At 36.0% G+C, this 20996-nt stretch carries 20 protein-coding genes; 11 read left to right on the top strand and 9 right to left on the bottom strand.

The window, feature by feature from the left end:
- Positions 1-67 precede the first annotated feature (67 nt).
- From ACMAWV_RS04750 to ACMAWV_RS04725, 6 genes are all read left to right on the top strand, one after another.
- Positions 68-568: a hypothetical protein gene (locus tag ACMAWV_RS04750; protein ID WP_103216501.1), complete on the top strand. Its 501-nt coding sequence runs from the start codon at positions 68-70 to the stop codon at positions 566-568.
- Positions 569-665: 97 nt separating this feature from the next.
- Entirely contained in the window at positions 666-1451 is a 786-nt protein-coding gene (locus ACMAWV_RS04745) for a helix-turn-helix domain-containing protein (RefSeq protein WP_146037746.1), read from the top strand.
- 20 nt (positions 1452-1471) lie between these two features.
- On the top strand, positions 1472-2020 hold the full coding sequence (locus ACMAWV_RS04740; protein WP_412469850.1) for a hypothetical protein: 549 nt from the start codon (positions 1472-1474) through the stop codon (positions 2018-2020).
- A 255-nt stretch (positions 2021-2275) separates the two neighbouring features.
- Complete coding sequence (locus ACMAWV_RS04735; protein WP_103216498.1) at positions 2276-2770, top strand: hypothetical protein; 495 nt, start codon at positions 2276-2278, stop codon at positions 2768-2770.
- Between the two features lie 154 nt (positions 2771-2924).
- Positions 2925-3728 (top strand): hypothetical protein, encoded by an 804-nt coding sequence (locus ACMAWV_RS04730; RefSeq protein ID WP_103216497.1) that lies wholly within the window; start codon positions 2925-2927, stop codon positions 3726-3728.
- Positions 3729-3749: 21 nt separating this feature from the next.
- The gene (locus ACMAWV_RS04725; RefSeq protein ID WP_412469851.1) at positions 3750-4319 is read left to right on the top strand and encodes a hypothetical protein; all 570 of its coding nucleotides are present in this window, start codon (positions 3750-3752) and stop codon (positions 4317-4319) included.
- Between the two features lie 12 nt (positions 4320-4331).
- Here the strand turns inward: ACMAWV_RS04725 and ACMAWV_RS04720 are convergent, their stop codons facing one another.
- Positions 4332-7853, bottom strand: a complete 3522-nt coding sequence (locus tag ACMAWV_RS04720) for a hypothetical protein (protein ID WP_412475795.1) — start codon at positions 7851-7853, stop codon at positions 4332-4334.
- 133 nt (positions 7854-7986) lie between these two features.
- On the opposite strand from ACMAWV_RS04720, the gene ACMAWV_RS04715 reads away from it, so the two are divergent.
- Positions 7987-8781, top strand: coding sequence for a sulfite exporter TauE/SafE family protein (locus ACMAWV_RS04715; RefSeq protein WP_392991042.1), 795 nt, complete (start codon positions 7987-7989; stop codon positions 8779-8781).
- On the opposite strand, the gene ACMAWV_RS04710 is transcribed toward ACMAWV_RS04715, so the two are convergent.
- Complete coding sequence (locus ACMAWV_RS04710; protein WP_103216493.1) at positions 8778-9239, bottom strand: Lrp/AsnC ligand binding domain-containing protein; 462 nt, start codon at positions 9237-9239, stop codon at positions 8778-8780. The genes ACMAWV_RS04715 and ACMAWV_RS04710 overlap by 4 nt on opposite strands.
- A 128-nt stretch (positions 9240-9367) precedes the next feature.
- On the opposite strand from ACMAWV_RS04710, the gene asnB reads away from it, so the two are divergent.
- Entirely contained in the window at positions 9368-10948 is a 1581-nt protein-coding gene (gene asnB / locus ACMAWV_RS04705; protein WP_412469853.1) for an asparagine synthase B, read from the top strand.
- Between the two features lie 25 nt (positions 10949-10973).
- Here asnB and ACMAWV_RS04700 read toward each other — a convergent pair whose 3' ends face one another.
- The 4 genes from ACMAWV_RS04700 to ACMAWV_RS04685 form a co-directional block, all read right to left on the bottom strand.
- Positions 10974-11198 (bottom strand): hypothetical protein, encoded by a 225-nt coding sequence (locus tag ACMAWV_RS04700; RefSeq protein ID WP_392991034.1) that lies wholly within the window; start codon positions 11196-11198, stop codon positions 10974-10976.
- A 128-nt stretch (positions 11199-11326) separates the two neighbouring features.
- Positions 11327-13735, bottom strand: a complete 2409-nt coding sequence (lon, locus tag ACMAWV_RS04695; protein WP_103216490.1) for an endopeptidase La — start codon at positions 13733-13735, stop codon at positions 11327-11329.
- A gap of 336 nt (positions 13736-14071) precedes the next feature.
- Positions 14072-15382 carry an ATP-dependent Clp protease ATP-binding subunit ClpX gene (gene clpX / locus ACMAWV_RS04690; RefSeq protein ID WP_103216489.1) on the bottom strand — a complete coding sequence of 437 codons (1311 nt, stop codon included), beginning with the start codon at positions 15380-15382 and terminating at the stop codon, positions 14072-14074.
- A 40-nt stretch (positions 15383-15422) separates the two neighbouring features.
- Positions 15423-16034 carry an ATP-dependent Clp protease proteolytic subunit gene (locus ACMAWV_RS04685; protein ID WP_021266245.1) on the bottom strand — a complete coding sequence of 204 codons (612 nt, stop codon included), beginning with the start codon at positions 16032-16034 and terminating at the stop codon, positions 15423-15425.
- Positions 16035-16320: 286 nt separating this feature from the next.
- On the opposite strand from ACMAWV_RS04685, the gene ACMAWV_RS04680 reads away from it, so the two are divergent.
- Entirely contained in the window at positions 16321-16923 is a 603-nt protein-coding gene (locus tag ACMAWV_RS04680) for a peroxiredoxin (protein WP_103216488.1), read from the top strand.
- Between the two features lie 41 nt (positions 16924-16964).
- Here the strand turns inward: ACMAWV_RS04680 and ACMAWV_RS04675 are convergent, their stop codons facing one another.
- A complete protein-coding gene (locus tag ACMAWV_RS04675; protein ID WP_392991031.1) occupies positions 16965-17705 on the bottom strand; it encodes a hypothetical protein in 741 nt (246 codons plus the stop codon).
- Positions 17706-17831: 126 nt separating this feature from the next.
- Here ACMAWV_RS04675 and ACMAWV_RS04670 point away from each other — a divergent pair, with 126 nt between their 5' ends.
- Complete coding sequence (locus ACMAWV_RS04670) at positions 17832-18443, top strand: DedA family protein (protein WP_233189674.1); 612 nt, start codon at positions 17832-17834, stop codon at positions 18441-18443.
- Positions 18444-18578: 135 nt separating this feature from the next.
- Positions 18579-18890 carry a hypothetical protein gene (locus ACMAWV_RS04665; protein WP_412469854.1) on the top strand — a complete coding sequence of 104 codons (312 nt, stop codon included), beginning with the start codon at positions 18579-18581 and terminating at the stop codon, positions 18888-18890.
- 93 nt (positions 18891-18983) lie between these two features.
- Here the strand turns inward: ACMAWV_RS04665 and ACMAWV_RS04660 are convergent, their stop codons facing one another.
- Together ACMAWV_RS04660 and ACMAWV_RS04655 are read right to left on the bottom strand one after the other, a co-directional pair.
- On the bottom strand, positions 18984-19547 hold the full coding sequence (locus ACMAWV_RS04660) for a PilZ domain-containing protein (protein WP_103216485.1): 564 nt from the start codon (positions 19545-19547) through the stop codon (positions 18984-18986).
- Between the two features lie 14 nt (positions 19548-19561).
- On the bottom strand, positions 19562-20887 hold the full coding sequence (locus tag ACMAWV_RS04655; RefSeq protein ID WP_103216484.1) for a PhoH family protein: 1326 nt from the start codon (positions 20885-20887) through the stop codon (positions 19562-19564).
- Positions 20888-20996: the final 109 nt, after the last annotated feature.

The raw sequence follows: 20996 nt of genomic DNA, 5'->3' as shown, positions 1-20996 counted from the left end.
ATCAAAACAACTTAATTAATTAAAGGCTTCAAACTAAAACTGAATGTCTAATAAACCGGAGGAATTTATGAAAAAAATTATCGCACTTGCTGCTGCACTACTAAGCGTTTCATCTTTTGCACTATCTGCAAACGATTCATGGGATACAATCAAAGCTGAAGTATCTGCTGATTGGGATCTTTCATTCACTGGAACAGCTGTATTCGTTGGACGTCCAGTTAGCGCATTTGACGTATGTCTAGATGGTGACCAATTTGTTACTACTAGAGAATTCCCAATTTACGAAATCGTAAAAGTTGGTAAAGGTCACCCAGAAGCTGATGAAGATGGATATGCATCTGTAATCGTTGGTTACGAAATCCTTTCTTTCCCAACTACTTACACTTCATACAAAGAAGTTTGTAGAAATGATGACAAAAACTGTAAAAGAGTTGCTTATACTGTAAACCAAGATCTTGTTAAGAACGTATCTGTAAAAGAAGTTGTTAGAAGAAACGTTGGTAAAAACGATCGTACGATCGAGAAAACACTATTCTCTAAAGAATATGTAATCCCAGCTTGTAACTAATAAATTCAATAGCTTAAGTATTTCCCTAAGGTACTTAAGCTATACTTTTTATAGTATGAGTAGATAACGGCATCTACTCATGCTATTCAAGCCATCTATGGATAAAATGAACACTCCACAACTATCTCAAGCGCCTCTTGGGCCTATTGAGCAAGTAAGCTTAGACCTAGCTAAAAAGCTAGATGAGTATAAGAGCGTAAAAATTGGAGTTCGTCTTTTATCTGAAAAAACAGGAGTTAGTGAAAGAACACTCTATCGAATCCTGGCCAAAGAGAATAAGCCTACATATCAAACACTTTATAAAATCTATCGAGTCATTCACAACACAAGTAACGAGTCTCTCCTCTTAAATCTTGTTCCAGATGTTATTCGAAAGGAAATTGAAAAGTGTAATCCGAATAAAGTCTCAGAAAAAATACAGTATCACCAAGATATCGAAACTCAAATGAGTTACGATCGTACTTTTGCAGAGATTTATATACTGGCGGCATGTGCACCTATAACAAACGAATTAATTCAATATCGTTACGGAATGAGTGGCATGTTAACAGTGGAAAAGATGCTTGAAATGAAGGCCCTTAGAGTCACAAAGAGTGGTCACTATAGTCTAGGGGAAAACCAAGCTAATTTTAGTGCTAAGACCCTAAAGCGTATGGGTCTATCACTAGTAGAAAAATATAGTAAGGTACAGAATGCAGAATCATATGGTGAAAATATCATCGCATTCTTTGCAGAAGGCTTAAGTGAAGAAGCTTATGATCGATGGCTACAAGTAGATGCAAAGGCATTCGAAGAAAAAGTTGCAATTGCAAATGAAGACAAATCAAAAGGAACAAAGAGGGCCTTTACCTTTATGGTAACGGACACTTTGAATGAAAAATGAAAAATAATATGAAGAACAATATGAAGAAATTTATAGTAATAGTTTCGACTCTTTCGATTTACGCAGGAGTTGGAGGTGTTTCAGGTGGCCCTAAACCAACTAAAGACGACTTCTCAAAGCTTGGACCACAAACTTCGTGGCAAAAAATTATCGATGTCACAAAGAGAAATGATGACGTTAAGCTTGAAGGGACAACTGTTTTTGTATCAAGACCAGTTAGCGCTTTTGAGACATGTATTAATGGAGACGAAATTCAAACAACTAGAAAATTTCCTATCTATAAGACTAAATACGTTGGAAAAAATCAGATGGGAGCCGATAAAGATGGCTTTAAAACTGAACTAGTAGGAAGCAAGTACCTAACATATCCAATTAACTACAAAACACGCGAAAAGGTATGTAATAACCATGGTAAGCGCTGTCGTGAAGTAATGAAAGATGTATCTACTGAGACAATCAAAAACGTTAAAGTAAAGAAAGTAGTAGTCTATAAACCAAATAGTGATCGACCAAGAGAGGTCGAGCAAGACTCTTTTAGCAAGGAATACATCATTCCATATTGCCAGTAAAATTCAGATTAAATAAATAAGAGGGCCGCTAATGCGGCCTTTCTTGTTTTATAAGAGATTGCTAAATCTCAACAAATTTGTCCATTTGTCATAATTAAGGCCACTAATTTGGACAATGTCGGACAAAATTCTCATGTGAATTAGAAAAAATTGTCACCTCATATCAATCAAATTAATTTCATTTCATCAAAACAACATAAAAAAGTATTGAAATTGATAAATCAATTTTTTGATAACAAACAAACGGAGGAATTTATGAAAAAAATTATCGCACTTGCTGCTGCACTACTAAGCGTTTCATCTTTTGCACTATCTGCAAATGATTCATGGGATACAATCAGAGCTGAAGTAAAAGCTAATCCAAGCCTAGAAATCTCTTCAGGATACTCAGTATTTGTTGGTCGTATCGTTACAGCATTTGATGTATGTGTTGACGGTGATAACTTCAATACACTAAGCCAGTACCCAATCTACGAAAGAAAGTGGATCGGTGGAAGCAAAGAAAGTGACAGATACGAAGATATCGTAGTTGGTTACGAGTACCTATCATTCCCAATCTCAAGAGAAGTAACAAGAAAAGTATGTCGTGGTAAAGAAGACAGAAACTGTAAAACAGTTACTTCAACTGAAACTCAACAAGTTGTTAGAGATATCACTGTTTCAAAAATCACTCGTGTTGCGGGACGTGATAGAGATGACAAGAAAGTTGAGCTTTTCTCAAAAACTTTCGAAATCCCAGCTTGTAACTAATTATAAGCCAGGGACTTGGTAAGCGTCTTTCCCTAAGGGACGCTTACTTTATAGAACGATTGGCCGAGGCATTGCTTCGGCCTTTGTAATTTTTACTGCTTAACTGCATAAAATTATGAATAGTGCTAAACTCGCCAAAAAATACTGAGGCATAATGAGAGAAGAGAACTCCAATATAATCAACGAGTTACCAAAGAAGGCATCCCCTACACTTGGTCTCAAAGAGCAAGTAGCTCTAGATTTAGAATCGCATCTAAAGCAATTTAGAAGTGAATCTATTGGTCTTCGTAAACTTTCTGAAAAATCTGGTATTCACCAAAGAACACTTAAGCGTCTTTTGGCCCAAGAAAATAGACCTGGTTATCAAACTCTTGTAAGACTTTATTCTTGCTTAGTTGATAGTCCAAATGGTGGCCTTCTCTTAAAGAACCTTCCTGAAAAAGTTGCTAACGAAATTCAAAAGAAATCTCCTACTTCAACAGCAGGAAAACTTGAATATAGTGAAGAAGCTAACAAGGAAATGCTTTACGATAAAGTTTTTGCTGAGATCTATTGTCTGGCCTCGATGTCTCCTATAACTAGCGAATATATTCAATATCGTTATGGCTTAAGTGGAGCTGAAACTGCAGATCGTATGTTAGACCTTGGCGTTCTCAAGCTTACAAAGACAAATATGTTCACTACTGGTGACAAACAAATTGAATTCTCTCCGAAACTTGTAAAAAGACTTGGACTTAATTTAGTTGAAAAATATGTAAAAACTCAAGATGTCGATCTTGCAGAAAAGAACCTTATTGCATTCTATGCAGAAGGACTAAGTCCTGAAGGATATCGTGCATGGTTAAAAATCGATCAAGAAGCTTTTTACAAGAAGATTGAAGTAACAAAAAAAGAAGGCATGTTAGGTGATATCAAAACATTCACTTTCATGGCCACAGACACAATGAGAAAGGAATAAGGTTTTATAATGAAATCAATAATGACTATATTATTTCTGGCCCTTGCAATTAATGCATTCGCAGGAACAGGCGGAATTAGCGCATTTACTGGAAATAATGGTGGCGTTGATGCTGGTACAGGTGGAATTGTTGGCGGAGTTGATGATTTAAAAGAGTTAAAACAATACGACTGGAAAACGATTAGAAAGTACGTTAAGAAAAACTACGATCTAGAGTTATATGGAGATATTGCTTATGTAGGAAGAAATATTTCTGTATTCGATGTTTGTATTAACAATGATCAAATTCAATCGATTTCAAAGTATCCAGTTTATAAAAGAGTTTGGCTTGGTGGAAGTAAAGAGTCTGATCGCTACAAAGATATCGTTGTAGGAAAAGAAATTCTAACTTACCCTCTAGAAGTCGAAAAAGAAGAGAAGATCTGTTACGGGCGTAAGGATAGAAACTGTCGAATGGTAAAGACTGTTCATAGGCAAAATCCTACTCCAGAGATCGCTCTTAAAAAAGAAGTTAGCCGCAACGGAAGACGCGGTGACAGAGAATACAAAGAGATATTCACAAAAAAATATGACATCCCATATTGTCAGTAGTGTGTGTTAAGCCTAGGCCCTTGCGCCTAGGCTTTTTTCCTGAGTAAGAATCTCTACTTTTATTTGCCCATTAGAAATTTTAAAACGAAGTCCTTTCTTAAACTTCCCTTTAACATTATCTCTTAACAATTCTTTTGTTAGCTCCGTATCACAGCGAAGATCACCAAGAGTACTAATTCCAATAGCATTTTCTGAAGTTACATTTATTTTAACTTCATTAATTTTCGAGAAAACAAATGGTAGTGATTCTATATAAGCAGCAACTTTAACAAGAATATTCTCATCACGAATTAAAATCAAAGCATCATCTTCAGCAAATAGATTTGCATCAAATTCAACACGAGTAAGGGCCATCTCTAATTTATTTAAAAGATTTCCTGCTTCAACTTGTCTTTCAACATATGCCAATTCATCAACAGCTGGCTTAATATTCTCTTTTAAATTCTCTAGCTGTTGTTGCTCATTTAATTGTCTAGTTTTTAAGTCTCTCGCCTGACTTCTAAGAATATCAATTGAACTAACAATCGACTTAGACTTCTCCAGTTCTTCATTATAGCTGATCTCAAGTTGGCTGCACTCATTCTTAAGACTTGAAATTTCTAGAGATAAACCTGATAGTGTATTACGACTTTCTCTATTTGCATCTCGGATCTTAGAGATTTCCTCAGACAATTGATCTTTCTTTAGTAATAGTTCACCTTTAAACTTAGTTGAGTTCTCAATTCCCTCTTCAAGCATCTCTTTTTCAGATATAGCACTACTAAGTTTACTCTCAACTTCACCTAAAAGTGTTTTAGCTACATTTAGCTTATTTTGACGAGTTGAGTGTTCTTTAGTGACAAGCTCTTTTTCAGCTAATTCTTTCTGTAATATGTCTTGTTTTACTTTATGTTCTTCTTCAACAAGCTTAAGTTCATTAACACTTTGCTCGATTTCTGAGTTAAGCTTTACAATATCTGCTTTAGCAATTCGAGTATCATTTTCAAGCTTCTTTGCTTCCTCACTTAGCTGGACTTTGCGTAAGATATTTGATTCTAAATTCTCTTCAATTGTATTAATTTCTTTTTCTAAATCAGATAGTGATACTCTTAAAGAGTAGCAATCATTTTCAACTTTTGTTAATTCCTCATTGCTTACAATTTGCTGATTATTTAAGTCTTTATGTTGTTCCAATAGACTTAATCTAGACTTTTCTAATCTATCTAAAACTATGCCTTGGTCAACAATTGAACTCTCTAACTGCTTAATTGTTTTTTCATCACTTTCAATCATTGCTTCTATCGAAGAGATTTCAGCTTGAAGTTTAGTAGATTTTTCTTGTCTCTGAGATACTTCCAAATTTAATGAAGATAGCTCATCATCAAGCTCTCTCTTTCTTGATAGGGCATTATTGTAAAGATTCGTTTCAGTTTCGATACCTGAATTAAGTTCACTCAACTCAATTTTCATATTCTCTACTAATGATACTTTCTTATTGGCCAATCGCTCATATTTCTTTCGTGAAGATGAGATAGCCTTAAGTCTATCCGTTTTACGAATAACACTGTCCTTAAGGTCTAAAGTTATGGCATCCATCTCTTTTATTTTCAATAGAGCATCGTCGTATGATGTTTGATTAGTTTTTATCTGAAAGTCTAACGCTTTAATCTGACTTTCAAATGTTGATATTTTCGAATCCAATGACTCAATCATTCTTACAGTTTTATTCAATTTATCACATAGACTCTCTGAAATATTATTCAGGCGTTGGTTTTCTTTAGCGAGCTCTTCAATTTCAAGTCCTTTGGCTTCAATTCGATTCTCACCAATTTGAATGCGCCCTTTAAGACTTCCAATTTTTAAAAGTAATTCATTATTAGTATCACTTAATGAGTTCTCATCATCAGCAAGTTCTTTAATAAGATTATTTTGGGCTTCACAGTCAGAGTTTAATAACTCATATGCTGCTTGAGACTTTTCAATTTTCACATTTAAAAGTTCAATACTTTTTCTTAAATTATCGGCCTGATCTTGAAGTACTTGCTTTTGGTACTCTACATTTTTTTGCTCTAGACCAAGATCGATTAAAGTTTGTCTTGCTTCAACATCACGTCCATTTAATTCTTGAATCTCAAGACGAATCTCACTTAATTGAGAACTCCCCTCTTCAATTTGTTTTTGAAGCGTGATAATTTTCATCTCACGATTTTCATTATTAAGAATTGCTTTTTGTTTTTTAGTTAAAAGTTCTTCAACACTCGCATCTAAGCGGTCAACTTCGCTCTGATAATTTTGAACACTTTTTTCAAGCGCAAGAGATTGAGTAAGAACAGCATCATGTTCTTTCTTAGTTTTTTTATACTCTCTATCAAGACGATCTATTTCAATTAATGAAATACTTTCTTTTTCTCTAAGCTCATTTATCTGAGCTTCTAATTTCTCAGACTTTGTCGTATTTTCTTCGATCTTATCTTTAAAGTTTTGTGATTCAATTTTAAGAAGTTGAATATCCTGAATTAATTCTTGCTTCTTCTTTTCTCGAGAAACTATTTCTGATTCGAGGCTAGCAACTATCTCGAGCTCACTCATCTCTTGTGTGCGTAGTGTTTCTGATTCTCTTTCTAGCTTTTTAATACTAGTTTCAACTGCAATGATATCTTGATTTATCTTTGCTTGCTTAGAAGAGATCATTTTAAGATCAAGAATCTGTAATTCTAAATCCTTTTCTAAATTTTGCTTATCTTGTCGAACATCTTTAACTTTAACTGATAATTCTTCTAGTCTTTGAGTTTCCTTGTGCTTCTTTTCGACAACCTCTTGAGTTTTCTCAATAAGCTTACTAATTTCAGTATCTAGTTTTATTCTTTCTGATTCTAATTCTGAAATATTCATATCACATTTTTTAATTGTGTTACTATCTTCTTCAATGGACTGTCTTAATTTTGAAATACGCTTATTAGCTTCTTCAATCTCCACCTTCAAGTGAGTACGAGAATCTAGATGATAGGCTTTATCACCGTTAATAACTGATGCCTTATTCTTCAGTGCAAGCTCTTCACCTCTTAAATTACCTAACTCTACTCTAATGCGACCAAGTTCATCTAAGTTTGAGGAATGTGATTTATTAAGATCTGTAATCTTCTTTTTCAACTGAACAATTGAACTTAAAATGAGTTGTTTCTCTTCAACTAGTTCTTTTAAGTTCGATTCCTGGTTATCATTCAATTGTTGAATTTTTACAATTCTCTTTTCTAGGATTTCCTTATCAGCGTGCTCATCAGTTAAAGCACTCTGTAATCTCTTAAGCTCTACTTCAGTTTTTTGAAGCTTTATCTTTTGTAATTCAACTTCTTTTCTTAGAGATTTATTAATCTCTTCATACTCTCCTATTAGCTTCTTCTCTTCACTAACTTGAATATCTAAATTGGCCTGTGTTGTTTTAATATCAACAATAGAGTTTATTTGAGATTGGTTATTTTTAGTTTTACTTTTAAATAGATTCATAAGGTCCTCACTAACCTCTATTTTCTCATTAAAAGCCTTTAAAATAAGCATGTGGCAACTTTTGCGTTGACGCAGACCTAAGTAAAAATATGTTTCGAAGAATCAATAATTTCCCCTCAATCTCTGACAATAATGAACAAGTATACTTCTTGTCTTACCCAATATATGAGTGCATATTGATAGCATGATTTTCTTACTATACTTACTTGTTGGTGCATTTGTTGGAACTCTTTCTGGCCTTTTTGGTATCGGAGGAGGAGTTGTTATTGTCCCTACTCTCTTATTCTTATTTCAAAAACAAGGTTTCTCACCAGATATTAGAATGTATATGGCCCTAGGAACATCGCTTGCGACAATTGTTATCACTGCCGCCTCTTCAACACTTAGACACTATAATATGGGAAATCTACTTACTGATGTAACAAAGAGATTTATTTTACCAATTGTTGTCGGTATCAGTACTGGAGCTTATTTGGTCAATATAGTCGAGGCCCAAACACTTGAGCTCATCTTTATCTGCTACCTTTATCTTGTTTCATTAAAGATGATTTTTTATAAATCTAAAGTGGAAGAGCCAAAAGAAACTTCTAATATGCTTTTTAACTTTACTGGCTTTATTATTGGTCTCAAATCAGCAATCCTTGGAATTGGTGGTGGTACGATAAGTGTTCCATTTCTAACTTGGAGAGGCTACCAAATGAAAAATGCAGTTGCTATCTCGGCTTCAATTGGGGTTCCGATCGCTCTTTTTAGTACTTCATTTTATATTTATAACGGTCTTAGTAAACCTACTCCACAATACTCACTTGGCTATGTTTACTTACCCGCCTTCCTTGGGATCTCAATCGCAAGCTTCTTTTTTACTAAGCTTGGAGCAAGAATATCAAGTGTTGCCAACCAATCAATACTAAAAAAGCTCTTTGCTCTTCTCTTAATCGGAATAGCCCTGAAGAAGACATTGACTTATTTAGGTCACTAAACGTTTAAGCTCTTGTTAATCACTTGTTTTAAACTAATGAAAGATTCTGTTGATTGAATTTCTTTAATCATTTGAATCTTACCGATAAGAAACTCGTGAAAATGATTTATATCCTTAACGATGATCTTCACAATTAGAGCATAATCCCCTGTCGTATAATAAGCTTCAACGATTTCATCCATCTTCTCGAGCTTCTCAATAACCTTGTGAATATCACGTGCATTCACTAGGTGAAGGCCAAGTAAAACAACTACATTATGTCCTAATTTTGTATAATCGACCTTAATTGTACTTCCGACGATTACACCGGCCTCTCTCAGTTTTTCAACTCGTTGATGAATTGTACCGCCGGAAACCCCTATTTTCCTGGCCATTTCAAGAAATGGCATACGGGCATCCTTTTCCATCAATTTGATTATCTTCTTATCAATACTATCAATTTCATAATTATTGGCCATATCTCACCTCTAAAACTATCAATTTATCACCATTTTATAGTATTTATTAAATAACTCATAGTTTTACATGTTCAATATTGAGAATTTATTAAAAAAAGCCGAATATTACTAAAAATATGGAGGTTTTCATGTGCGGATTTAGTGTATTTACGGGAAAAGTTGAAGAAAAAGAATTTGAAGAGAAATTTGATCTAATCTCTCACCGAGGGCCAGATCAAAGAGCAATCCACAAGTTATCAGAAGGAACAATGGGCTTTCATCGTCTAGCAATTATGGACTTAAGTGAAGCCGGCTCACAACCTTTTATCTCAAAATCTAAAACACACCTTGTTTGTAATGGAGAAATCTACAATCACCGCACTTTAAGAACTGACTATATTGACCGCTATGACTTTAAGTCTGATTCAGACTGCGAAGTTATAATTCCAATATTTGAGGAGTATGGCATTGAAAAGCTTCTCACATCACTTGATGGGGAGTTTGCATTTGCAATTGAACAAGATGGTAAATTCTATGCTGGCCGTGATCCAATTGGTATCCGTCCCCTCTTCTATGGATATGGCCTTGAAGATGGAAAGATAGCATTTGCTAGTGAAGTAAAAGCACTACAAGGTCTATGTAAGGACATTAAACCTTTTCCTCCAGGACACTACTATGCTGATGGTGAATTTACACCATACTTTGATGTTCGAAAAATTAAGTCTCGTGCAAAAGAAGATTTAGAACTTGTGTATCAAGGTATTCATGATCACTTAGTTGAAGGAGTAAAAAAACGCCTTGATGCAGATGCACCAGTAGGTTTCCTTCTTTCAGGCGGACTTGATTCGTCACTAGTATGTGCCATTGCGGCCAAACTTAGTGATCGACCTATTAAAACATTTGCCGTTGGAATTGACACAAACCCAATTGATTTAAAGTATGCACGAATTGTTGCAGACTACCTTGGCAGTGAACACCACGAAGTCATCTTTACAAAAGAAGAAGCCTTTGAGCATCTTGGAGAACTTGTTCACAAGCTTGAAACATGGGATATCACGACAATTAGAGCATCTATGGGAATGTCTCTAGTTTGTAAATACATCAAAGAAAAAACTGATGTTAAGGTTGTCCTAACAGGAGAAGTTAGTGATGAGCTCTTTGGCTATAAGTATACTGACTTTGCACCAAGCCCATTAGAGTTTCAAAAAGAAGCACAAAAACGAGTTCACGAATTATATATTTACGATGTTTTAAGAGCTGATCGCTCGATTAGTTCTCACTCACTTGAGGCCCGTGTTCCCTTCAGTGATAAGGCCTTTATCGAGTACGTCATGGGAATCGCTCCTGAGCTTAAAATGAACTGGTCAGGAGAGGGTAAATACCTTCTAAGAAAAGCATTTGACCACAGTGGCTACCTTCCTGATGAAATCCTATGGCGTGAAAAAGCGGCCTTCTCAGACGCTGTTGGGCACGATATGGTGGATTGGCTTAAGGCGCTTGCTGAAGAAAAATATAGTGAAGAAGAGCTATCTAAAGCTAGTGAAAAATACCCATATGCAACTCCATTTACGAAAGAGTCTCTTATGTATCGTGACCTCTTTGAAGGGCACTTTCCAGGGCTTTGCGGCCTTATTACAGACTTTTGGATGCCTAATAAGGAATGGGAGAACTGCCAGGTTGATGATCCATCAGCGCGAGTTTTACCTAACTATGGTGCATCTGGAGAATAAAAAAACACCTCAAAAGAGGTGTTTTTTATTTATTAAGTTTTTCTAAGCTAACACAAATTAATCGATCGCCTTTTTTTGCCTCTTGGCACTCTCCACTTATAGATTTTTCTTTTACTTGATAAGTACAGGCTGAGTTCACTGACTTATCAAGGCAAGCTTTTAACCTAGAACGATAACCGAAATTCTTAGGTAAGCTAAAAGCATTACTAGTGGTCACTAGAGAAATAATAATTAAAAGCTTCTTATTCATATCAACTCCTATTCCACCTATTATACGCGATATTTCGCTATTTCTATAACTTCTTGAAATAAAAAAGGCCCCGCATAAGCAGGGCCAAATTTAACAAGTATTAATTTTTTTAATAGGAGGCAAGCAGCTTAGTTAGCTACTTCCATCCCTTTCCCAGAGTCAATAACCTTCAGCCCTACATGCTGCATGAACTTTTCTGGCTCAGATAGATTTAGAGCAAGCTTTAGTACATCCTCAACATGTGAAACAGGGTGAATTGATAGTCCTTGCTTGATTTCCGGTGGAATCTCAAGAAGGTCTTTCTTATTCTTTTCAGGAATAACAACTGTTTTTACTCCTGCTTGCTTAGCAGCTAGCATCTTCTCTTTTAGGCCACCAATTGGAAGAACACGTCCTCTAATTGTCACCTCACCTGTCATTGCAACATCTTGCCTTACAGGAATTCCAGAGATTGCTGAAGTAATCGCTGTAACCATTGTAATCCCCGCAGAAGGACCATCTTTAGGTGTTGCTCCTTCTGGTGCATGAATATGGATATCATGCTTATCAAACCACTCAGAATCAATTCCTAAGCGACCTGAAATTGAACGAACGTAGCTCATTGCTGCCTTCGCTGATTCAGTCATAACCTCACCTAGCTTACCAGTGATTTGGATACCACCTTTACCAGGAACTGCAATAACTTCGATATGTAGAAGACAGCCACCAACTGAAGTATAAGCTAGACCATTTACTAAACCTACTTCTGGTTGTTCTTCAATTACATTATCATCAAATTTAACTGGACCTAGATACTTTTGAACTAGTTTCGAAGTGATTGAGAACTTCTTACCTTTCTCAACATCTTTCGTAACAACGTCTGTAGCAATCTTTCTAGCAATTGTATTGAACTGTCTTTCAAGCCCACGTACACCAGCTTCTTTTGTATAACCACGAACAACTTCCATGATTGTGTTATCAGTAATTGTGTATTCGTAATCTTTAAGTCCGTTATCTTTCCATGCACGTGGTGCAAGGTACTTCTTAGCGATCTGAGTTTTTTCAATTGGAGTATAACCTGCAAGGTTAATGATCTCCATTCTATCTCTAAGCGGCCCAGGGATTTGTCCTAGATCATTTGCAGTCATAACAAACATTACTTTTGATAGATCGTATTCAACTTCAATATAGTGATCACCAAAGTTTTTATTTTGAGCTGGATCTAGAACTTCTAGCATTGCTGCTGCTGGATCCCCTCTCATATCAGATGTCATTTTATCAATTTCATCTAAAAGAATAACTGGATTTGATGTTCCTGCTTTCTTAAGTGCAGAGATGATTTTACCTGGCATTGCACCTACGTAAGTACGACGGTGTCCGCGAATTTCAGATTCATCTCTTACACCACCAAGTGAAACTCTTTCAAACTTTCTACCTAGTGATTCTGCAAGTGACTGACAAATTGATGTCTTACCAACACCTGGAGGACCTGCTAAACAAAGGATCGTTCCCTTTCCTTCTGCACCAACAAGACTTCTTACCGCAAGATATTCAAGAATTCTTTCTTTAACATCTTTCATTCCAAAGTGATGATCATCAAGAACAGTTCTTGCATGAGTTACATCATTGTTATCTTCTGTATACTCTCCCCATGGTAGAGAAAGCATCCAGTCAATATAGTTTCTCACAACCGCAGATTCTGCTGACATTGGAGACATTGACTTAAGTTTCTTAATCTCTTTTTGTACCTTAGTAACAGCTTCTTCAGGCATTACTTTCTTAGCTAGGCGCTCTTCCATTTCTTGAACTTCAGATTTCTCATCTTTTTGTCCAAGCTCTTTTTGAATAGCGTTCATTTGCTCGTTTAGGTAGTACTCTTTCTGAGACTTTTCCATTTGAGACTTAACGCGAGTTCTGATTCTTCTCTCAACGTTAATGATCTCGATCTCTCCTTGCATTTTTTCAAGAAGAAGTTGAAGACGTGCTTCAATATCTACAGCTTCAAGAATTTCCTGTTTTTCAGGAATTTTCATTGAAAGGTGTGCAACGATAATATCAGCTAATCTTGATGGATCAGTGATCGATGAAATGCTCATAAGTAATTCTGGTGGAATTCTCTTATTAAGTTTCACGTACTGTTCAAATACATTTTTGATTGATCTTACTGTTGCTTCAATCTTTACTTGTTCAGGAACAGCTGGAACACACTTAGTTACATCTGCCCAGTAACCTTCAGTTCTTGCTTCAAATTCCTCGATTGTTGCTCTGTACTTCCCTTCAATAAGTACCTTTACAGTATTATCTGGGAGTCTAAGCATTTGAATGATATTTACAACAGTTCCTACGTTATAAACATCTTCACGATCTGGGTTTAGGATACTAGCATCCTTTTGCGTAACTAGAAAAAGCTCGTTACCATTTTTTGATGCTTCCTCAAGGGCGTTGATTGACTTCTCTCTTCCTACAAATAGTGGAACAACCATGTGTGGAAAAATAATCATGTCTCTTAGTGGAAGTAACGGTAGGCTCTTCGACTCAGTTGACTTCTTGTCTGACATAGCACCTCCTGCACTATTAATACTTGTCAAAAAAATTCTGGGAAAAGGAAAGATTGGAAGACTTCATGTCTAATCTCTAACCCTTTTATAAATTGTATCAAGAACCTATAAATATTTTGAAACTTTTTTTGGTCGGAATCTTATGCCCCTCAATAAATTCACAGTGCATAGGCCTATATTTACAACCACTTAAGTTATCCGACAAGAGAAGACCGGTTAGCTAAAATATTCTGACATTTGAAAACTAGTGTAATTTCTACACCGCTTAAACGAACAAGGGCCAGACAAAATGCCTGGCCCTCTTTACTTATTTATTAATTTTTAAATAATTAACTATTAAGCTGATTCGATATCTTTCTTAGCTTCTAAAGTTGAGCTAGCAGTTGATTTCGTGTCTTTTCTTGGACCCTCTTCAACGCGTGGTGATTCCTTACCTGCAATAGATGCAGCAGTAATCACAACTTTATTGGCCTTATCATTTGCTGGAACATCATACATTACTTCAAGCATTGTTTGCTCGATGATGGCACGAAGTCCACGCGCACCAGTTTTTCTCGTAAGAGCTGTTTGAGCAATTGCTTTCAGAGCTTCTTCTTCGAATTCTAGTTCGATTCCATCAAATTCAAATAGTTTTTGATATTGCTTAGTAATCGCATTCTTTGGTTCAGTTAGAATTGAAACAAGTGCTTCTTCATCTAGCTCTTCAAGAAGTGCGTTTACAGGAAGACGTCCGATAAATTCAGGAATAAGACCAAACTTTGTTAAGTCTTCTGCTTCAATACCACCAAGCTTTTGAATTACTGATTCTTCGGCTTCAACAGTTTGTTTTGCAACAAGCCCCATTGGTCTCTTCGTCATACGTTTTTCAATAATCTTATCAAGACCTACGAATGCACCAGCTACAACGAAAAGGATATTTTTCGTATTAACTTGGATGAACTCTTGTTGAGGGTGCTTACGTCCACCTTTAGGTGGAACAGATGCGACAGTCCCTTCAACGAGCTTAAGTAGTGCTTGCTGTACACCTTCACCAGATACGTCTCTAGTGATTGATGGGTTTTCAGACTTACGTGCAATTTTATCGATTTCGTCAATATAAACAATTCCACGCTCTGCTCTTTCTACATCGTAGTCACATGCTTGAAGAAGGTTAAGAATAATATTCTCAACATCTTCCCCTACGTAACCAGCTTCAGTAAGTGAAGTTGCATCAGCAATAGCAAATGGTACGTTTAGAAACTTTGCTAGTGATTGAGCGATAAGAGTTTTACCAGAACCAGTTGGACCAGCAAGTAGAATATTCGACTTTGCAAGTTCTACTGAGTCGTCTTTTCTTTTCGTATCACCGTGAGCAATTCTCTTATAGTGATTATGAACGGCTACAGAGATAATCTTTTTTGCACGATCTTGTCCAATTACATATTGGTCAAGGTGTAGCTTAATCTCGTGTGGCTTTGGAACATTATCAAGAGCGGCTTTAGAAACAGACTTAACCGTATCTTCGTAAATGATTTCATTACACAATTCAATACACTCATCACAGATATAAACACCAGGTCCTGCAATTAGCTTTTTAACTTCTTTTTGAGATTTCCCACAGAAGTTACAAGAAAGTGAACTATTGTATGATCCATCTTTTTTAGTCATTCATTGTCCTTTAGTTTTAATTCTAAAATAGAATTATATCTTACTTCTTATTTGATTCAATAACACCATCAATAATACCTAGCTCAATTGCATCTTGTGGAGATAGGTAATTGTCGCGGTCAGTTGCTGCAACAATTTTTTCCATCGTCATATCAACTGACGAGTGCTTAATATAGATACCATTTAGTTGGTCTTTTAGTGTTTGGATTTCATTTGCCTGAATCTGAATATCAGAACACTGCCCTTGAGCTCCACCTAGTGGTTGGTGAATCATAATACGAGAGTGTGGAAGTGAGTAACGGTGTCCCTTCTCTCCAGCAGTAAGAAGAAGTGATCCCATTGAAGCAGCAAGCCCTACACAGTAAGTATAAACTGGGCAAGATACGTGTTGCATAATATCGTAAATACCAAGTCCAGCATAAACGCTTCCACCTGGTGAATTGATATAGAAATGGATTGGATCTTCTGGGTTACTCTGCTCTAGAAACATCATCTGAGCAATAAGTAGGTTGGCAACTGTATCATTAACTTGTGTACCTAAGAAAACAATTCGATCAAGAAGTAGTCTTGAATAAATGTCGTATTGTCTCTCACCTCTTGCCGTTTGCTCAATAACAATTGGGTTAGGTATATGTGCCTTTGGATCCATCATTTTTTCTCCCTAGATATATATTTGGACTCTTTTCCAATTAATTTGTCTAATGCATTCAGCATTTCGGTGGGTTGGGACTATTTCTTTAGATAAATATTTGCGATTTTCTGATTAAATTCCAGCTTAAGCAACTGAAATTATTTACCCAACTTTTTCTATATTTAACAAAAAGATGAACAGATTTTAACATTGCAGGTCTTGAATTTCCCCCACCCCTGCGGTTTAATTTAGCGCAAGAATTTATAAACTATTCAATAGTTATACGCGCAGAAAACAGGAGAATATTATGACTGAAACAGTTTACCCAACATCATTAGTTTCAAAAGCAGCACCAGAATTCAAAGGTAATGCAGTAGTAAATGGTGAAATCAAAGAAATTTCACTTTCAGACTTCAAAGGAAAGTGGAAAGTTCTTTTCTTTTACCCACTAGACTTCACATTTGTATGTCCAACAGAAATCACAGCATTTTCTGACAAGATTCAACTTTTCAAAGACCTTAACACTGAAGTTATCGCTTGTTCTGTTGATTCAGCTTTCTCTCACCTAGCGTGGACTAAGCAATCAAGAAATGAAGGTGGACTTGGTGATATCAACTTCCCAATCCTTGAAGACCTTACAAAAGAAGTAGCTAGATCATACGGTGCACTTATGCCATCTGGTGACGTTGCGTTTAGAGCAACTTATATCATTGATGACAACAACATCGTTCAACACGTTTCAATCAACAACCTATCAGTTGGTAGAAATGTTGAAGAAGTTGCAAGACTTGTAGACGGTTACCAATTTACAGCTAAGCACGGAGAAGTTTGTCCGGCAGGTTGGACTAAAGGTGCTGATACAATGAAGCCAGATCCAAAAGGATCACAAGAATATTTCAATAAGCTATAATTTTAGCTCGAAATATGAAGGCCCTCAAATGAGGGCCTTTTTTAATAATAAAATCCTACTCCGATTCCCAAGCGAGTGATACTCAATTGTCGATAATCATTTTTCAATTCATGACGTTTGGCAAAGATGTTGTACCACATATTCTCACTATACTTCTGACTGTAATTGATCTGATAACGTTGACCGCTTAAGCCTCTTTGCGAATTCACAGATTGAGAAAAGCTCAAATTAAGTACAAAAGGTGTAATTATCTTTTGAGCAAATGTTAGTCCTAAGGTGCCATAATAGATGCGCTTAACCTCAGTATCTAGAGATTCACCATCCAAGAATTTACTTGAGTTATAAAGATTGAAGACTTCGTAATCAACACCACCAAAAAAACCTGTCGAATTGCGATGTGTATAAGACTTATGAGCATAAAAACTTGCTCCAAGCTCTGGTTTAAGCTTTAAATTATTTGAAAAGCTACTTCCACTATCACTCTCAATTTCTGAGGCAACAAGATATGAAATACTACCAAGGGCGACAAGAGAGAGCTTCTCAATTGATACAGGAAAATACGAAATCCCTGCTGTTAATGTCATTGGTGAATTCTTTTGTGTTTTTAAAACTCGATTAGATGTTTTTTCTTTAAACATTCCAAGAGAAGCAGAGGTTTGAATAAAGTAGTTATGGTTGTCCCCTTTAGACTTTAAGAAGAAATCCAAGCTCTTTCCATATACTTGGTTCGTATTTAAACCAATGTAAAAAATAATGAGTGATCTAAAAATTCTCTTTTTCACGGCCCTAATATTACCAGAGAAACATCTTAAATTTGAGAGAGGAAAAATACGCTGATAACTAATGCATATTGAATCAAATTAGGATATTCTTAACGTAATTTTTTTACAGTTATGCTAGGAGATAAAATGGAATTCATTGATCAGATCATGCTCTATATCAACACTCACGTGCACATGGCGCCATTTATAATTTTTGGACTACTCCTCTTAGCAGGCTTTAACATTCCAATTTCTGAAGATGTAATGTTATTTACTTCGGCCATTTTAGCGGCCAAGAACCCAGACTACCTATACCCACTTTTCTTTGGGGTATTTCTTGGAGCATATCTTTCAGATTTAATTTGTTACGGATTTATTGGACGCTACTTAGGCCCGAAAATTTTTAAAATTAAATTCTTTGCCTCAATGGTTACGCCAGAGCGCCTTGATATGGTTAATGCCTTCTTTAAAAAGTATGGTGTATTCACATTAATTTTTGGTCGTTTTGTTCCATTTGGATTTAGAAATGCACTCTTCCTATCAGCGGGTCTAGGACGCATGAATGCTTGGAAATTTGCCCTGTCAGACCTGCTGGCAGCAACAGTATCATGTGTTGTTTACTTCACTGTTTATTATAAATTTGGTGAGACAGCTATTGAGTATATCAAGAAGAGCAATTACGTTATCGGTGCAGTAGCACTTGCTGTAATTCTTGGTGTAATCGTCTCAAAATGGAAGAAAAAGAACGTAAACGCCTAAAATCATTAAAGTCAGAAAAAATTACAAGGCCCGTCAATTACAGTTTACAGCACGGGCCTCTTCCTCCATAATCCCGCTTGTTCACAAAAGTTGTGAAAAAAAATGAACAGTATTTGATTATTGGAGTACCGCTAAATGTTAAATTCAATCACGCAAAATAAAGTTATCAGTTTCAACGCATTTAAAAGCGAAAGAGCTAACCGTTGTGAAAGTACTGTTCAAAGAGATTATTTCTCTAAGCTAGACTTCTCTGCCCTAATCAATGAGACAAACTCTCTTGTTGCAGAAATCAACAGTGACGACGTTATTAATAACGAATTATTAATTAAAGTAGATCAGCTAACAGCTGAATTTAAAAGCCGCATCCTTGATAATGAATCGCCTATCGACAAATATCTTTTAGCGACAATCAAGGATCTTAAGTATTCGATAAAAGCAAAACTATAGTTTTGTTCTTTATATTCTTCTCTTTTTATTTTTTGTTTTTTTGTTTTAAGGCCCGTCATAAGATGGGCCTTATTTTTTTGCTTCCAGCAGACTTTAGAGGGATTCTAGCGATTGATAATCGTGTAGAACTTTGGCCCTAAGAAGTGGCAACTTCATTTCAGAATCATATCCTAGCAATGATGCCGTCTTTCTAAGATGTACGATATTCCCATTTTTCTTAGAAGAATTCTCAAATTGAGTTAGTAAGTAAATCATATTCTTTGAAAAGGTTGTCACGTATGAGCGTATCAGGGCCATATTCCCTGAAGTTACATGTGAAAACTTAGCACCGATAGATGGTAATAAGATTTTTTCTACTTCCGACAATCCTTCAAATGAACGAACAATATCAACTTCACAACGAATAACTTCAATATCAAAAGCGCTGTGGTCGATACTAATAAGTTTTTGAGAACTTAACTTTGAAAATTCTGGATATTGAATAAGAGATACCATGGTATGAAAGCGTGTACTTGAAGGTACACGCCCCATATCGGTAATTAACATTCCACCTTCGGAAATATTAGAACAGCGGCCCTTTAAAACATAGTCATCACAAAGATAGAGCATCTCTTGATTTACAGGTGCTCTTAAATGTTGACGATTAGCTCTCGACACTCGCTATTCCTCTATTAAAGTAATTTTGAAGCTGTTTCAGAAAGCGCAGAACGCTCACCAACAGTTAACTTCGTATGAGAGATGATCTCTTCTGTTTTCAGTCTTTCTACAACATAGCTTAGACCGTTATTAATCTCATCAAGGTATGGACTATCAATCTGCTGAGGGTCACCTGTTAAGATGATCTTAGTTCCCTCACCTGCACGAGTTACAATTGTTTTAACTTCGTGTGGAGAAAGGTTTTGGGCCTCATCAACAATTAAGTACTGACCAGGAATAGAACGACCACGAATATAAGTTAGTGGTTCGATATGTAGTAGTCCATGATCCATTAGATCAACATATGAAGAACTTGTTCCAGCTCTTCTTTGATCAAATAGGAAGTCCATATTATCAAAGATTGGTTGCATCCAAGGACCTAACTTATCGTTTACATCACCTGGAAGATAACCAAGGTCTTTCCCCATTGGCTGAATTGGACGAGAAACAAGAAGTCTTGAATATTTTTCTTGATTAATTGTCATCTCAAGTCCTGCTGCAATTGCAAGAAGAGTCTTACCTGTACCGGCCTTACCAACAAGTGATACTAACTTGATATCGTCATTTAAAAGAGCATCAAGAGCAAATTGCTGTTCCATATTTTTTGGATAAATTCCCCAAACACCTTCTCTCATTGGAATTAAAGGTACAACTCCAAGTTTACTTTTAGAGAAACGTCCCAGAAGTCTTCTTCTATCATTTCCTTCTTCATGAACAACTAAGTATTCATTTGGAAAAATTTCAAGTTCTTCCCAGTTTTCAAGCTGTAAGAAGCGATTCTTTTCATATTCTTCAAGCTTATCTTTTGGAAGTGGTAGAAAGCGATAACCTGAGTAAATTTCCTCAAGCTTAATATCTTTCATTCCGTAGTCTTCAGCATTGATACCTAAGATATCAGATTTAATTCTTAAGTTGATGTCCTTAGTGATAAGAACAACATCTTCTCCCTGCTCCTTTAAGAAGATAGCTGAGGCAAGAATTAAGTTATCATTAATAGTAAGATCAATTGTGTCGTGTTGATTTTCAATTGTCTTATCAACAGAGATGATCAGGGTTCCACCATTGTCTAACTCAACACCATCCATAAGTGATCCCTTCTTACGAAGATCATCGATGATTCTTGAGAAATAACGAGCGTTACGCCCATTCTCATTCTGATCTTTCTTAAAACGATCTACTTCTTCAACTACAACTAGTGGGATGAAGACGTCGTTAGGACCAAATTTGTTAATAGCGTTAGGATCAAATAATAATACGTTCGTATCGAGTACAAAGGTTTTTCTTGTCAAAATGCCCTCCATGACATTTAGATTGATGCGAGGAAGCCTCTCTTAATTAAATTTTAAGTTATGGTAAAAAGGGATGTCAAAGAAAAAGGGCCGTTCACCTTTGTGCGTCATGAAACTCACA

The sequence above is a fragment of the Halobacteriovorax sp. RT-1-1 genome, from assembly GCF_047085455.1.
GTDB lineage: Bacteria > Bdellovibrionota > Bacteriovoracia > Bacteriovoracales > Bacteriovoracaceae > Halobacteriovorax_A.
This window is presented reverse-complemented; position numbering and strand designations above follow the sequence as displayed.

What these genes read in the sequence shown, in the direction of transcription:
- asnB (WP_412469853.1), top strand. Translation starts at nt 9,368, where the DNA reads ATGTGCGGATTTAGTGTATTTACGGGAAAAGTTGAAGAAAAAGAATTT.
- ACMAWV_RS04725 (WP_412469851.1), top strand. Translation starts at nt 3,750, where the DNA reads ATGACTATATTATTTCTGGCCCTTGCAATTAATGCATTCGCAGGAACA.
- ACMAWV_RS04655 (WP_103216484.1), bottom strand. Translation starts at nt 20,887, where the DNA reads ATGGAGGGCATTTTGACAAGAAAAACCTTTGTACTCGATACGAACGTA.
- ACMAWV_RS04710 (WP_103216493.1), bottom strand. Translation starts at nt 9,239, where the DNA reads ATGGCCAATAATTATGAAATTGATAGTATTGATAAGAAGATAATCAAA.
- ACMAWV_RS04730 (WP_103216497.1), top strand. Translation starts at nt 2,925, where the DNA reads ATGAGAGAAGAGAACTCCAATATAATCAACGAGTTACCAAAGAAGGCA.
- ACMAWV_RS04745 (WP_146037746.1), top strand. Translation starts at nt 666, where the DNA reads ATGGATAAAATGAACACTCCACAACTATCTCAAGCGCCTCTTGGGCCT.
- ACMAWV_RS04735 (WP_103216498.1), top strand. Translation starts at nt 2,276, where the DNA reads ATGAAAAAAATTATCGCACTTGCTGCTGCACTACTAAGCGTTTCATCT.
- ACMAWV_RS04720 (WP_412475795.1), bottom strand. Translation starts at nt 7,853, where the DNA reads ATGCTTATTTTAAAGGCTTTTAATGAGAAAATAGAGGTTAGTGAGGAC.
- ACMAWV_RS04700 (WP_392991034.1), bottom strand. Translation starts at nt 11,198, where the DNA reads ATGAATAAGAAGCTTTTAATTATTATTTCTCTAGTGACCACTAGTAAT.
- lon (WP_103216490.1), bottom strand. Translation starts at nt 13,735, where the DNA reads ATGTCAGACAAGAAGTCAACTGAGTCGAAGAGCCTACCGTTACTTCCA.
- ACMAWV_RS04685 (WP_021266245.1), bottom strand. Translation starts at nt 16,034, where the DNA reads ATGATGGATCCAAAGGCACATATACCTAACCCAATTGTTATTGAGCAA.
- ACMAWV_RS04750 (WP_103216501.1), top strand. Translation starts at nt 68, where the DNA reads ATGAAAAAAATTATCGCACTTGCTGCTGCACTACTAAGCGTTTCATCT.
- ACMAWV_RS04680 (WP_103216488.1), top strand. Translation starts at nt 16,321, where the DNA reads ATGACTGAAACAGTTTACCCAACATCATTAGTTTCAAAAGCAGCACCA.
- ACMAWV_RS04740 (WP_412469850.1), top strand. Translation starts at nt 1,472, where the DNA reads ATGAAGAAATTTATAGTAATAGTTTCGACTCTTTCGATTTACGCAGGA.
- clpX (WP_103216489.1), bottom strand. Translation starts at nt 15,382, where the DNA reads ATGACTAAAAAAGATGGATCATACAATAGTTCACTTTCTTGTAACTTC.
- ACMAWV_RS04715 (WP_392991042.1), top strand. Translation starts at nt 7,987, where the DNA reads ATGATTTTCTTACTATACTTACTTGTTGGTGCATTTGTTGGAACTCTT.
- ACMAWV_RS04670 (WP_233189674.1), top strand. Translation starts at nt 17,832, where the DNA reads ATGGAATTCATTGATCAGATCATGCTCTATATCAACACTCACGTGCAC.
- ACMAWV_RS04665 (WP_412469854.1), top strand. Translation starts at nt 18,579, where the DNA reads ATGTTAAATTCAATCACGCAAAATAAAGTTATCAGTTTCAACGCATTT.